Source organism: Pseudomonas sp. LPB0260 (assembly GCF_013388395.1).
On sequence record NZ_CP058247.1, the window covers coordinates 4147287 to 4161308 of the forward strand.

A 14022-nucleotide genomic window follows, 5' to 3' on the forward strand; every position below is an offset into this window, starting at 1 on the left:
GAGAGGGTCCTACCCAAATGCAGTCAGGAAAGATCGTCGTCGAGAACCTCTACAAGGTCTTCGGCCAAAACCCACAGGAAGCCATCGAGCTGCTCAAGGAAGGCTGGAGCAAGGACAAGATCCTTGCCGAGAAGGGCGCCGTGATCGGCGTCAGCGACGTGTCCTTCAGCGTCGAGGAAGGCGAGATCTTCGTCCTCATGGGCCTCTCGGGCTCGGGCAAGTCCACCCTGATCCGCCTGATCAACCGCCTCATCGAGCCCAGTGCCGGTGACGTCTACATCGACGGCCAGAACGTCGCCAAGATGGCCAATGCCGAGCTGGTCGACCTGCGTCGCCGCGACATGAGCATGGTCTTCCAGTCCTTCGCCCTGATGCCTTCGCGCAGCGTGCTGGACAACGCCGCCTTCGGCCTCGAGGTCGCAGGCGTCGGCCGCAAGGAACGCGAGAAGCGCGCCATGGACGTGCTCGCCCAGGTCGGCCTGGACACCTTCGCCCACAAGTACCCCCACGAGCTGTCCGGCGGCATGCAGCAGCGCGTCGGCCTGGCCCGCGCCCTGGCCGTGGACCCCTCGATCATGATCATGGACGAGGCCTTCTCCGCCCTCGACCCGCTCAAGCGCCGCGAGATGCAGGACGTGCTGCTGGAGCTGCAGAAGACCCACCGGCGCACCATCATCTTCGTCTCCCACGACATCGAGGAGGCCATGCGCATCGGCAACCGCATCGGCATCATGGAAGGCGGCAAGCTGATCCAGGTCGGCACCCCGCAGGAGCTGGTCGACAGCCCGGCCAACGACTACGTGCGCAACTTCTTCGACACCGTCGACACCAATCGCTACCTCACCGCCGGCCAGCTCAAGGCCGACAGCGTGCCCACCTACGTGCATAACGGCGTGGCGCCATGCGCCCTGGCCATCTGTCAGGAACTGCAGGCCCAGGACAAGCACTACGCCTTCGTCCTCGACGAGAACAAGCGCTTCTGCGGCTCCATCAGCCTGGAGAAGATCGCCCTGATGGTCGACGGGGTGAACCCGCGCGAGCTGAGCCGGGACCTGCTCAAGCAGGTCGAGCCGGTCTCTGAGGACATGCCGCTGGACCAGGTGATCGAGCGCCTGGTGGACAACGAGGGGCCGATCCCGGTGATCGACGCCAACGGTTTCTACAGCGGCGCCATCAGCAAGGGCCGCCTGCTCAACCGCCTGCAGGGAGAATGACATGAGCGACAAGAAACTCGACCTGGGCAGCTGGGTCAACGACGTGGTCCAGCACCTGCTGGACAACTACAGCGGCGCCTTCGACAGCATCGGCAGCGTGGTCAGCGGCTTCTCCGAGGGCGTCGAAGCCCTGCTGATGCTGCCGCCGGCCTGGCTGCTGATCGCCATCTTCGTCGGCCTCGGCCTGTGGCGCATCGGTGCGCGCTTCGCCGCCTTCACCGCGGTGTCGTTCATCCTCATCGTCATGACCGGCTTCTGGGAGCAGACCGTGGTCACCCTCGGCCTGACCTTCTCCTCGACCCTGATCAGCCTGCTGCTGGGCATCCCCCTGGGTATCTGGGCCGCGCGCAGCGAGCGGGTCGCCACCACCATCCGCCCGGTGCTGGACTTCATGCAGACCATGCCGGCCTTCGTCTACCTGATCCCGGCGGCCATGCTGTTCGGTCTCGGCCGCGTGCCGGGGATCATCGCCACGGTGATCTTCGCCATGCCGCCGGCCGTGCGCCTGACCAACCTGGGCATCCGCCAGGTCAACAAGGAGATCGTCGAGGCCGGCCAGTCGTTCGGCTGCACCGGCCGCCAGCTGCTGTTCAAGGTGCAGCTGCCCAACGCCATGCCGTCGATCATGGCCGGGGTCAACCAGACCATCATGATGGCCCTGTCGATGGTGATCATCGCCTCCATGGTCGGCGCCGGCGGCTTGGGCAACGACGTGCTGGCGAGCATCCAGCGCCTGGATATCGGTCTGGGCTTCGAGAGCGGCATGGCCGTGGTGTTGCTGGCGATCATCCTCGACCGCATCACCGAAAGCTTCGGCACCAAGCAGACCGCACCACGCAGCGGCCTGATCAGCTGGGTAAACGCGCGCTTTCAACGCCAGTGACCAGCCTTCACCCTACCTACCCCCAGAGGAATCGCTTATGAACAAGCTCAAGACCATCGCCAGCCTCGGCCTGCTGTCCTGCGCCCTGGTGCAGAACGCCTGGGCCCAGGAACCGGAAAGCTGCAAGCAGGTGCGCTTCGCCGAGATCGGCTGGGCCGACATCGCCGCCACCACCGGCGTGGCCATGACCCTCACCGAAGGCCTGGGCTACCAGCCACGCAAGATCATGGCCTCGGTACCGATCGCCTTCACCGGCGTGCAGAAAGGCCAGATCGACGTGTTCCTCGGCTACTGGGCACCCTCGATGGACGCGGTGATCGAGCCCTTCGCCAAGGACGGTGGCGTCAAGGTGCTGCCGACACCGAACCTGGAAGGCGCCAAGTACACCCTGGCGGTCCCCACCTACACCGCCGAAGCGGGCCTCAAGAGCTTCCAGGACATCGCCAAGTTCAAGGATCAGCTGGGCGGCAAGATCTACGGCATCGAACCGGGCAACGACGGCAACCTGCTGATCGAACAGATGATCAAGGGCGACCAGTTCGGCATGGGCGGCTTCCGCATGGTCGAGTCCAGCGAGGCCGGCATGCTGGTCCAGGTGCAGCGCGCGGTGAAGAAGAAGGAGCCGGTGGTGTTCCTCGGCTGGGCCCCGCACCCGATGAACACCCAGTACGACATCACCTACCTGGCCGGCGGCGATGACGTGTTCGGCCCGGACTACGGCGCGGCCAAGGTCTACACCGTGGTCACCCCGGACTACGAGGCGCGTTGCGCCAACGTCGGCAAGCTGCTGAACAACCTGCAGTTCAGCGTCGAGATCGAAAGCCAGCTGATGGAGAAAGTGCTGGAGAAGGAAGATCCGGTCGAAGTGGCGAAGAACTGGATCAAGGCCAACCCGGAAATGCTCGACAAGTGGCTGGCCGGTGTCACCACCTATGACGGTAAGGATGGCGTCGCCGCGGTCAAGCAGCACGTCGGCCTGTAACGCTCCGTCGTTCCCCCAGAACGCCGCCCACTTGGGCGGCGTTCTGCTTTCAGCGCGGCGCCTGCGACCGCTGCACGCCGCCGCCCTTGTCGCGGTCCGCGCCTTCGCGCCATGATGAAGGTCTGATCGGCTCGACCCATCCGCCACTGCCGCCCTGAACGGCGCCGCTCCGTGCAAGGAACCGTCGCATGTACCAGGCCTTCGCCGCCCTCAAGCGCCACTTCGCCGCACTGCACTGCGCGGCCGAGCACTGGTCGCTGCGCTACGTGCGCCAGGACGACCGCCAGCTGTGGGTGCGCAAGCACATCGCCGAACCGCCGCGCTTCAGCCGCGACGAGGGCGCCATGCTCAGCGTGCGCCTGGCGGGGGTCGAGGCCTATGCGGCGACCAGCGACCTGTCCCGCCAGGGCCTGCAGGCCGCCCTCGAGCAGGCGACCGAACTGGCCCGGCGCCTCGCGTCCTGCGCCCTGCTCGACCAGCGCACGCTGGAACCCTCCAGCGCCCGCGGCGACTACCGCTCGCCCGGCCTCGACCAGCCCTTCCCCTCGCTCGCCGAGTGCTACCAGCTGCTCGCCGCCGAGTCGGCGGCGGTGCCGGGCGATCCGCGCCTGGTCACCTGGCGGGTCGGCCTGCAGGTCAGCGAGGTCGAGCAGCTCTACCTGAACAACAGTGGCGCCGAGCTGAGTTCGGCGCAGCGCTTCGTCTACCCGCACCTCGGCGTCACTGCCTACGACGGCAGCGACAGCCAGACCCGCCACCTCGGCGGCGCCCACCTCGGCCAGCAGGGCGGCGCCGAGGTGATCGCGCGCCTGGGCCTGGTCGGCGCCGCGCCCCGGGTCGCCGACCAGGCCCTGCAACTGCTGCTGGCGCCCAACACGCCCAGCGGGCCGCGCGACCTGCTGCTGATGCCCGACCAGATGATCCTGCAATTGCACGAGTCCATCGGCCACCCCCTGGAGCTGGACCGCATCCTCGGTGACGAACGCAACTTCGCCGGCACCAGCTTCGTCAAGGTCGAGGATTTCGGCCACCTGCAGTACGGCTCGCGGCTGCTCAACGTGAGCTTCGACCCGACGCCTGCCGAGGAGCTGGCCAGCTACGCCTTCGACGACGACGGCAGCCCGGCGCGCAAGACCCTGCTGATCCGCGACGGACTGTTGCTGCGCCCCCTGGGCGGCGCCCTGTCGCAGCTGCGCAGCGGCCTGCCGGGGGTGGCCAACAGCCGCGCCAGCAGCTGGAACCGCCCGCCCATCGACCGCATGGCCAACCTCAATATCGAGCCGGGCAACCACAGCCTGGCGCAGCTGATCGGCGGCATCGAGCAGGGCATCCTGATGGCCAGCAACCGCTCCTGGTCCATCGACGATGCGCGCAACAAGTTCCAGTTCGGCTGCGAATGGGGCCAGCTGATCGAGCACGGCGAGCTGCGCGGGGTGGTCAAGAACCCCAACTACCGCGGCGTCTCCAGCCAGTTCTGGCGCTCGCTCAGGGCGGTCGGCGATGCCAGTACCGTCGAGGTGCTGGGCACCCCGCACTGCGGCAAGGGCGAGCCGAACCAGGTGGTGCGGGTCGGCCATGCCACCCCGGCCTGCGTGTTCGCCGCGGTCGACGTATTCGGCGGAGCCAGCTGATGAACGATCACGCCCACAGCCAGTTCGAGGCCCTCAGTCAGTGGCTGGGCGGCGCCCTGCTCGCCGACGAGGAGTTCAGCCTCGGTTACAGCGCCGAGTGCTCCGACTTCGTCCGCTTCAACCAGGCCAGAGTGCTCCAGGCCGGCCAGGTGCGGCAGGCCAGCCTGAACCTGCAGCTGATCCACCAAGGTCGCCATGCCGAGCAGCAGCTGAGCCTCAGCGGCGTGCCGCAGGTCGACCGCCAGCGCCTGGGCGAGGCCGTGCGGCAGCTGCGCGCGATCCTGCCCCTGCTGCCAGCCGATCCCTACCTGCAGTTCAACCGCGAGCCCTGGCACAGCCAGGCCCAGCGGCTCGAGACCCTGCCCGACAGCGCCGAGGTGATCGCCGAGGTGACGCGCCAGGCCGCCGGCCTCGACCTGGTCGGTTTCTACGCCGCCGGCCCCATCAGCCGCGGCTTCGCCAGCTCCAGCGGGGCCTTCGGCTGGCACCAGGCGAGCAGCTTCAACCTCGACTGGAGCCTGTTCCACGGCAACGGCCAGGCGCTCAAGGCGCAGTACGCCGGCCAGCACTGGCAGGCCGACGCCTTCGCCGAACGCCTGCGCCAGGGGCAGGAACAACTGGCCTACCTGGGCCTGCCGCCGCGCACCCTGGCGCCGGGCGACTACCGCGCCTACCTGGCCCCTGCCGCGCTGCAGGAGCTCCTCGAGCTGCTGGCCTGGGGCGGTTTCTCCGCCCAGGCCCTGGCCGAGAAGGACAGCCCGCTGCAGCGCCTGCACAGCGGCGAGGCCCGGCTCAGCCCGCTGCTGCACCTGCACGAGCAGGTCAGCGACTCGCTGCTCCCCGGCTTCTCCAGCGAGGGCTTTGTGCGCCGCGACCTGCGCCTGATCCGCGCCGGCCTGGCCGAGGAAAGCCTGGTCAGCGCCCGCAGCGCCGCCGAGTACGGCCTGCCGGCCAATGGCGCCAGCCCCTGGGAGGCGCCGGCCGCCCTGGCGATGGCCGGCGGCGATCTGCCCCAGGAACAGATTCTCGAACGCCTCGGCCGCGGCCTATATATCGGCAACCTGTGGTACCTCAACTACTCCGACCGGCCCGCCGCGCGGATCACCGGCATGACCCGCTTCGCCTGCTTCTGGGTCGAGGACGGCCGCATCCAGGGGCCGCTGACCAGCATGCGCTTCGACGACAGCCTCTATCGCCTGCTCGGCAGCCAGCTCGAGGCGCTGACCGGCGAGCGCGAGCTGAGCCTGTCCACCAGCACCTACCAGCAGCGCCACAACGGCTCGACCCTGCTGCCGGGCGCCCTGCTCGGCGGCCTGACCCTGACCCTGTAGCACAGGGCCTCGCGGCGTCCGCCGTCGGGCCGGCGCGGCCAGCGGCTCCGCGCCTAGCCGGCCGCGCCTGTTACACTGCGCGCCATTTCGTTCTTTCGCAGGTTCCAACCGTGACGTCCACCGCCTTCAACTCCCTGCCGCTGTCCGCCGCCATGCTGGCCAACCTCGAGTCCCTCGGCTACGCACAGATGACGCCGATCCAGGCGCAGAGCCTGCCGGTGATGCTCAAGGGCCTGGACCTGATCGCCCAGGCCAAGACCGGCAGCGGCAAGACCGCGGCCTTCGGCATCGGCCTGCTGCATCCGCTGAACCCGCGCTACTTCGGCTGCCAGGCCCTGGTGCTGTGCCCGACCCGCGAGCTGGCCGACCAGGTGGCCAAGGAGATTCGCCGCCTGGCCCGCGCCGGCGACAACATCAAGGTGCTGACCCTCTGCGGTGGCGTGCCCTTCGGCCCGCAGATCGGCTCCCTGGAACACGGTGCGCAGATCATCGTCGGCACCCCGGGGCGGGTGCAGCAGCACCTGGACAAGGGCACCCTGAAGCTCGACGGGCTCAACACCCTGGTGCTGGATGAGGCCGACCGCATGCTCGACATGGGCTTCTACGACAGCATCGCGGCGATCATCAATCAGACCCCGAGCCGGCGCCAGACCCTGCTGTTCTCCGCCACCTACCCGGCGGCCATCAAGCAGCTGTCCGCCGCTTTCATGCGCGACCCGCAGCAGGTCAAGGCCGAGGCCCTGCACGACGACAGCCAGATCGAACAGCGCTTCTACGAGATCGCCCCGGAGCAGCGCCTGGACGCGGTGGTCAAGCTACTGGCCAGCTTCCGCCCCGAGTCCTGCGTGGCCTTCTGCTTCACCAAGCAGCAGTGCCAGGAGGTGGTCGATCACCTGGGCAGCCGCGGCATCTCCGCCGCGGCGCTGCACGGCGACCTCGAGCAGCGCGACCGCGATCAGGTCCTGGCGATGTTCGCCAACCGCAGCCTGTCGGTACTGGTGGCCACCGACGTGGCCGCCCGCGGCCTGGACATCGACGCCCTGGACATGGTGATCAACGTCGAGCTGGCGCGCGACTCGGAGACCCATATCCACCGCGTCGGCCGCACCGGCCGTGCCGGCGCCAAGGGCCTGGCGGTGAGCCTGGTGGCGCCGGCCGAGGCGCACCGCGCCCAGGCCGTGGAGACCCTGCAGAAAGGCGCGCTGACCTGGCACCCGCTGGACAGCCTGAAGGCCCAGGCCGGCGAGCCGCTGCAACCGCCGATGATCACCCTGTGCATCGGCGCCGGGCGCAAGGACAAGCTGCGCCCCGGCGACATCCTCGGCGCCCTCACCGGCGAGGCCGGGATTCCCGGCACCCAGGTCGGCAAGATCGCCATCTTCGACTACCAGGCCCTGGTCGCGGTCGAGCGCGGCATCGCCAAGCAGGCGCTCAAACGCCTCACCGACGGCAAGATCAAGGGCCGCTCGCTGCGCGTACGCGCCCTCTGAGTCCCGACCAACCGCGGCCGCACCCGCTACAGGAGTTGATCGTGCGCAACATTCTGGTCATCGAAGACAGTCCGCTGGTACTGAAGATCCTCGAACACCTGTTCCGCCAGGAGCCCGAGCTGCAACCGCTGTTCTGCGCCTCGCTGGCCGAGGCCCAGGTCATGCTGGAGAGCTCCGCCGAGCTGTTCTTCGCCGCCATCGTCGACCTGCACCTGCCGGATGCGCCGCACGGCGAGAGCGTCGACCTGGTGATGCACTACGGCCTGCCGTGCATCGTGCTCAGCGGCTCGTACGACGAACAGCGGCGCGACCAGCTGCTGCTCAAGGGGGTGGTCGACTACGTGCTCAAGGAGAGCCAGCACTCCTACGAGTACGCCTTCCGCCTGCTGCACCGCCTGGAAAGCAACGGCCGGGTGAAGATCCTCGTCGCCGAGGACTCCGACGCCACCCGCCAGTACATCCGCCACGTGCTGGCGCCGCACCGTTTCCAGCTGCTCGAGGCCCGCGACGGCGACGAGACCCTGCGCATCCTCCAGGCGCAGCCGGATATCGACCTGCTGGTGGTCGACCACAGCATGCCCGGGCTCAGCGGCTTCGAGCTGGTCAAGCTGCTGCGCCAGCAGATGAAGCGCCACGAACTGATCATCATCGGCCTGTCCGCCGACGCCAAGGGCTCGCTCAGTGCCAAGTTCATCAAGCACGGCGCCGACGACTTCCTGCGCAAGCCGTTCTGCCCGGAAGAGTTGAACTGTCGGGTGATCTCGACCCTGGAGCGGCGCGACCTGCTGCGCGCCCTCAAGCAGGCCGCGCAGTTCGACGCGCTGACCGGCCTGAACAACCGCCGGGCCTTCTACGAGCAGGGCGTCGGCCAACTGCAGCAGGCGCAGCGCGCCGGCCGCGCCCTGAGCGTGGCGATGATCGACCTGGACCATTTCAAGCGGATCAACGACCAGCACGGCCACGCCAGCGGCGATGCCGCCCTGGTCGCCTTCGCCGGCGCCTTCCTCGAGGCCTTTCCCGACGCCCTGCTCGCGCGCCTCGGCGGCGAAGAGTTCGCCCTGCTCAGCCAGCAGGACGCGGCCGACCTGGCCCAGGGCCTGGACCGCTTGCGTGTGCGCTGCGCCGGATTGCCCTACAGCGCCGGCGCGCCGCCACTGTCCTTCAGCGCCGGGGTCAGCCAGGGCGCAGGCACTAGCCTGGAGAGCCTGCTGCACGAGGCCGACCAGCGCCTGTATCGCGCCAAGCACCAGGGCCGCGGCCTGACGGTCTGGCAGTAACGCTACAGGCCGTGGCGCCGGAAGATGGCGGCATAGCTGCCATCGGCGCGCATCGCCTCGATGGCGCGGTTGAACGCCTCGGCGATGCGCTGGTGATCCGGGCGACCGAGCCCCACCAGCACATGCAGGCCATTCTCGCTCAGGGGCTGCGCGACGAATTCCAGGTCATCGCGGATGTCCCGTAGCTCGCGGGCGAAATGGTAGCGCGCGACGATCTCGTCCTCCGGCATCATCTCCACCCGCCTGGCATGGACCATGCGCGCGCCGCTGAGAAAACTGCTGACCTTGACCTTGCGCAGCCGCCCGTCCTTATCGAACACCGGTGAATAGGCGTAGTCGCGCATCACCGCGATGCGGTGGGGATAGAGATCGGCCAGCGTGTCGAACTGCAGCGGGCGATCCTTGCGCCGCAGCAGGCGAATGCGATTGACCAGAAATGGCTGGGAAAAGTAGCCGAAGGCGGTGCGGTCCTCGCTGTACCAGGCGTTGATCAGCACGTCGTAGTCGCCCAGGCGCAGGCCGCGCACGGCTCGGGCCCAGGGCACCTCCACATAGTCAGTGGCATAGCCGGCGCGGCTGAACGCGGTCTCGACCAGGTCCGAGGCCAGGCCATGGTTGAGCAGCTTCTGGTCGTTGAACGGCGGCCAGGGGCTGGCGACCAGGCGCAGTCGCTCCGCGGCCCCGGCCAGGCCGGGCCAGGCCAGCAACAGCAGCGACAGACAACAGACGCGCAAACCTGTCATAACGGGCTATCCATAGCGAAACATTGGTCAATACTAGTCATCACGCACGAAAACACCTGTGGCCTGGGTCTCGTCATGGCAGCAGCCTGGCAAGTACCCAGCGCTCGAGCAACGCCCCATCCGAGAGGAACCGCCGATGAACAGCCTGCGATCGTTGTCGAGCCTCGCCCTGCTGCTCTGCAGCGTGCTCGCCCAGGCCGCAGACGGGCTGGTGGTGCTGCCCAGCCCGCACAGCGCCGCCGATACCATGAACCGCCTGGAGCTCGCCGTAAAGCAACGCGGGCTGCAGGTCTTCGCCCGGATCGACCACGCCGCCGGCGCCGCCAAGGTCGGCCAGGCGCTGCGCCCCACCGAACTGCTGATCTTCGGCAACCCCCAGGGCGGCACGCCGCTGCTGCAGTGCGCGCAGAGCGCCGGCATCGACCTGCCGCTCAAGGCGCTGGTCTGGGAGGATGCTGCGGCCCAGGTCTGGCTCGGCTACAACGACCCCGCCCATATTGCCGAACGGCATGAGATCGCACAGTGCCCGGTGGTCGGCAAGTTGAGCGAGGCCCTGGCGGATATCGCGGCATCAGTCGTCACGCCCTGAAGCGCAGCCATCGGGTAAGATGCGCGCTATTCGGTGCCGCGCTGGCGGCGCCCGTCGGGTTGTGGGGAAGTGGCTGTGCAAGTGACGGATGTGGTGATTATCGGCGCCGGCGCCGCCGGTTTGATGTGCGCGCTGACCGCCGCCGGGCGCGGACGGCGGGTGCTGCTGCTGGACCACGCCAACAAGGCCGGCAAGAAGATCCTGATGTCCGGCGGCGGGCGCTGCAACTTCACCAATATGTATTGCGAGCCGGGCAACTTCCTCTCCGAAAACCCGCACTTCTGCAAGTCGGCCCTGGCCCGCTACAGCCAGTGGGACTTCATCGGCCTGGTGGCCAAGCACGGCGTGCCCTACCACGAGAAGAAGCTCGGCCAGCTGTTCTGCGACAACAAGTCCAGCGACATCCTCGAGATGCTCCTGGCCGAATGCGCCGATGTCGGCGTCGAGTTGCGCCTGCAGACTTCGGTCAGCGAGATCGCCCGGGTGGAAAGCGGCTACCAGTTGCAGACCAGCGCCGGCCAGGTCGCCTGTCAGTCGCTGGTGATCGCCACCGGCGGCCTGTCGATCCCCACCCTGGGCGCCAGCGGCTTCGGCTATCAGGTGGCCAAGCAGTTCGGCCACCAGCTGTTGCCGACCCGCGCCGGCCTGGTGCCGTTCACCATCACCGACCCGCAGCTGAAGATACTGTGCACGGAGCTGTCCGGCACCTCGGTGGAAGATTGCCTGGTCAGCTGCAACGGCCAGAGCTTTCGCGAGAACATTCTGTTCACCCACCGCGGCCTGTCGGGCCCGGCGATTCTGCAGATTTCCTCCTACTGGCAGCCGGGCGACAGCATCAGCATCGACCTACTGCCGCATATCGACCTTCCGGACTGGCTGGCCACCCAGCAGGCCGCGCGACCGAACAGCGAGCTGAAGACCCTGCTCGCCGAGCTGTTCACCAAGAAGATGGCCGGCCTGCTGGCCGACAGCTGGTTCGTTTCCAAGCCGCTGAAGCAGTACAGCCCCGCCGAGCTCAGGGCCATCGCCGAGAAGCTCGCCGACTGGCGCCTGGTACCGGCCGGCACCGAGGGCTATCGCACCGCCGAGGTGACCCTGGGCGGCATCGACACCCGCGAGGTGTCGTCCAAGACCCTGGAGTCGCTGAAGAGCCCGGGCCTGTATTTCATCGGCGAGGTGCTCGATGTCACCGGCCACCTCGGCGGCTTCAACTTCCAGTGGGCCTGGGCCTCGGGCTACGCGGCGGCGCAGTATGTCTGAGCCATACCCCGCCATCCCGGCGCAGCTAGGCTGACTCCACCCCACTCGCCTCCTTCCAAGGATCGTTCGCCCGCATGACCCAAGACCAAGGACTGATCTTCGCCATCCTCGCCGCCACCATGGGCCTGTTCCTCTGGGGCCGCTGGCGTCACGACATAGTCGCCCTCGGCGCGCTGCTGGCCTGCGTGATCACCGGCCTGGTGCCGGATCAGCAGGCCTTCGTCGGCTTCGGCCATCCGGCGGTGATTACCGTGGCCTGCGTGCTGGTACTCAGCTTCGGCCTGCAAAGAACCGGGGCGGTCGACGCCATGGCGCAGCGGATATTGCCCGCCAATGCCGGACCGATGCTGTCGATCGCCGCCCTGACCGGGCTGGGCGCGGTGTTGTCGGCCTTCATGAACAACGTCGGCGCCCTCGCCCTGCTGATGCCGATCGCCTTGAAGATCGCCAGCAAACAAGAGCTGCCCCCCGGTCGCCTGCTGATGCCCCTGGCCTTTGGCACCATCCTCGGCGGCATGACCACGCTGATCGGCACGCCGCCCAACCTGATCGTCTCCAGCTTCCGTGCACAGAGCGGTGCCGGGCCCTTCGCCATGTTCGACTTCAGCCCGGTAGGCGTCGCCGTGGCGCTGACCGGCGTGGTGTTCATCGCCTTGGTCGGCTGGCGCCTGGTGCCGCGGCGCGAAGTGGCCGGCGCGGCCGGCTTTGATACGGGGACTTATATTACCGAGGCCCGGGTCAAGGAAGGCGCCAAGGCAGTAGGCAAGAGCCTGCGCGAGGTCGAGCAGCTGCTGGAGGAAGCCGACGCCCAGGTGGTGGGCATGGTGCGCAACAAGCTGCGCCTGTCGGCACCCAACCCGCGGCGCATCCTCCAGGCCGACGACGTGCTGATGATCGAGGCCGAGCCGGAGGCCCTCGGCGACGTGCTCAGCAAGCTGGGGCTGACCCTGGCCGCGGCGAAGAAAGCCGACAACAAGGCGGCTGATCAGGACGGCAACGCTGCCCAGGCAACGCCGGAAAAGAATAAAGCCGACGAGAAAAAAGACAGCAGCCATGAAGAGCGCGTCTTGCAGGAGCTGCTGGTACGCCCGGACTCTCCGCTGCTTGGCCTGGCGGCGAGCAATATCCGCTTGCGCCATCGCTACAACATCAACCTGCTGGCCATCTCACGGCACAGCCACCGTTCGATCAAGCGCCTGCGCTCAACCCAGTTCGAGCGCGGCGACGTGCTGCTGATGCAGGGCGAGGCAAGCGATATCAGTGATTTCGCCGGTGACTATGCCTGCGTGCCCCTGGCCGACCGCGCCATCAGCATCCCCAACCCGGGCCAGGCGGGCCTGGCCGCCGGGGTGATGCTGCTGGCGGTGGTGCTCGCCGCATTCGGCGTATTGTCGGCGGCGGTGGCCTTCGCCGCCGGCATGCTGGTGTTCATGGTGGCGCGGATCGTGCCCCTGCGCCTGCTCTACCAGTCCATCGACTGGCCGGTGATCGTACTGCTCGGCGCCATGATTCCGGTGGCAGGGGCCATGTCCGAGAGCGGCGCCGCCGACCTGTTGGCGCGCCTGCTGATGGAGCACGTCGCCCAGGGCAACCCGGTGGTGGTGCTGACCCTGCTGCTGGTGGTGACCATGACCCTGTCGGACTTCATGAACAATGCCGCCACCGCCGCGGTGATGTGCCAGATCGCCCTGAGCGCGGCCAGCCAGCTGGGGGTCAGCCCCGACTCGCTGCTGATGGCGGTGGCGATCGGCGCGTCCTGTTCGTTCCTCACCCCCATCGGCCACCAGAACAACACCCTGATCCTCAGCCCGGGCGGCTTCCGCTTCGGCGACTACTGGCGCCTCGGCCTGCCGATGGAAATCCTCGTGGTAGTGGTCAGCGTGCCGCTGCTGCTGCTGGTCTGGCCGCTCTGACGCGGCCGGCGCTCAGGCGGTCGGCGTCACGCCGAGGACGATATTGAAGCGAGCCACCTGCTCGCGCGCCACCGAGCCGGCCACCGGCACGAATGGCACGATCAACAGCTCGCGCAGCTTGGGGTCGCCGATCGAATTGAGGATGCCGTCACGGGCGTTCAAGCGTTCGCCACGGATATAGCACTGGGTGGTAAAGCGCGGCTGCCCCGGCAGGGTGACGGCGAAGTGGATATGCGGCGTGCGCCCCGGATAGGCCACCGGGCGGATGGTGCGGAAGCGGTAGCGACCGTCGCTGCCGGTGAGGAAGCGGCCGTAGCCCTGGAAGTTCCCATCGCGCCGCGCGCGGTCGCCGCCCTGGCTGTGCAGGTAGATGCCGTGGGCGTCGACCTGCCAGATCTCCACCAGGGCATCGGCCAGGGGCCGGCCGCGCGCATCGCGAATCCGCCCGTGCAGGTGCACCACGGTGCCACTGGCCGGCGTCAGGCTGTCGCCGACGATCAGCAGGTCGTTGTCCCGATCCAGCGGCAACGGGTCCGGATAGAAGGGGCCGAGGGTCTGTGCCGGGGTCAGCAGACGTTCGGCGAAGGCCCCCGGCGCAGCGAGCAACAAGGCAGCGCTGCCCATGCCCGCCATTAGCCGGCGCCGACTGATACACCCATTGCCCATGCCGTGCTCTCCTATGAGCCAATACCTGCACTAGAGATTAGCC

Annotated in this window: 12 protein-coding genes; 10 read left to right on the forward strand and 2 right to left on the reverse strand. The window is 68.0% G+C overall.

Features of this window, described 5'->3' with window-relative positions; translation table 11 throughout:
- Nucleotides 1–17 precede the first annotated feature (17 nt).
- The 7 genes from LPB260_RS18510 (at nt 18) to LPB260_RS18540 (ending at nt 8808) form a co-directional block, all read left to right on the forward strand.
- Complete coding sequence (locus LPB260_RS18510) at nt 18–1214, forward strand: glycine betaine/L-proline ABC transporter ATP-binding protein (protein WP_208707263.1); 1197 nt, start codon at nt 18–20, stop codon at nt 1212–1214.
- 1 nt (nt 1215) lies between these two features.
- Nucleotides 1216–2097 (forward strand): proline/glycine betaine ABC transporter permease, encoded by an 882-nt coding sequence (locus tag LPB260_RS18515; RefSeq protein ID WP_208707264.1) that lies wholly within the window; start codon nt 1216–1218, stop codon nt 2095–2097.
- 37 nt (nt 2098–2134) lie between these two features.
- Nucleotides 2135–3079 carry a choline ABC transporter substrate-binding protein gene (locus tag LPB260_RS18520; RefSeq protein WP_208707265.1) on the forward strand — a complete coding sequence of 315 codons (945 nt, stop codon included), beginning with the start codon at nt 2135–2137 and terminating at the stop codon, nt 3077–3079.
- A gap of 188 nt (nt 3080–3267) precedes the next feature.
- On the forward strand, nt 3268–4710 hold the full coding sequence (locus tag LPB260_RS18525) for a TldD/PmbA family protein (protein WP_208707266.1): 1443 nt from the start codon (nt 3268–3270) through the stop codon (nt 4708–4710).
- Nucleotides 4710–6041: a TldD/PmbA family protein gene (locus LPB260_RS18530; RefSeq protein WP_208707267.1), complete on the forward strand. Its 1332-nt coding sequence runs from the start codon at nt 4710–4712 to the stop codon at nt 6039–6041. Before LPB260_RS18525 ends, LPB260_RS18530 begins: the two co-directional genes overlap by 1 nt.
- A gap of 110 nt (nt 6042–6151) precedes the next feature.
- Nucleotides 6152–7531 (forward strand): ATP-dependent RNA helicase DbpA, encoded by a 1380-nt coding sequence (gene dbpA, locus LPB260_RS18535; RefSeq protein WP_208707268.1) that lies wholly within the window; start codon nt 6152–6154, stop codon nt 7529–7531.
- 41 nt (nt 7532–7572) lie between these two features.
- Nucleotides 7573–8808, forward strand: coding sequence for a diguanylate cyclase domain-containing protein (locus LPB260_RS18540; RefSeq protein WP_208707269.1), 1236 nt, complete (start codon nt 7573–7575; stop codon nt 8806–8808).
- A 2-nt stretch (nt 8809–8810) separates the two neighbouring features.
- On the opposite strand, the gene LPB260_RS18545 is transcribed toward LPB260_RS18540, so the two are convergent.
- Nucleotides 8811–9551, reverse strand: a complete 741-nt coding sequence (locus LPB260_RS18545) for an ABC transporter substrate-binding protein (protein WP_208707270.1) — start codon at nt 9549–9551, stop codon at nt 8811–8813.
- A gap of 136 nt (nt 9552–9687) precedes the next feature.
- Here LPB260_RS18545 and LPB260_RS18550 point away from each other — a divergent pair, with 136 nt between their 5' ends.
- The 3 genes from LPB260_RS18550 to LPB260_RS18560 all read left to right on the forward strand — a co-directional run bounded on the left by LPB260_RS18550 (nt 9688) and on the right by LPB260_RS18560 (nt 13313).
- Entirely contained in the window at nt 9688–10140 is a 453-nt protein-coding gene (locus tag LPB260_RS18550; RefSeq protein ID WP_208707271.1) for a DUF302 domain-containing protein, read from the forward strand.
- A gap of 75 nt (nt 10141–10215) precedes the next feature.
- Nucleotides 10216–11400 carry an NAD(P)/FAD-dependent oxidoreductase gene (locus LPB260_RS18555; RefSeq protein WP_208707272.1) on the forward strand — a complete coding sequence of 395 codons (1185 nt, stop codon included), beginning with the start codon at nt 10216–10218 and terminating at the stop codon, nt 11398–11400.
- A 74-nt stretch (nt 11401–11474) separates the two neighbouring features.
- Nucleotides 11475–13313 (forward strand): SLC13 family permease, encoded by a 1839-nt coding sequence (locus tag LPB260_RS18560; RefSeq protein WP_208707273.1) that lies wholly within the window; start codon nt 11475–11477, stop codon nt 13311–13313.
- A gap of 12 nt (nt 13314–13325) precedes the next feature.
- On the opposite strand, the gene LPB260_RS18565 is transcribed toward LPB260_RS18560, so the two are convergent.
- On the reverse strand, nt 13326–13979 hold the full coding sequence (locus LPB260_RS18565; protein WP_208707274.1) for a protocatechuate 3,4-dioxygenase: 654 nt from the start codon (nt 13977–13979) through the stop codon (nt 13326–13328).
- Nucleotides 13980–14022 lie beyond the last annotated feature (43 nt).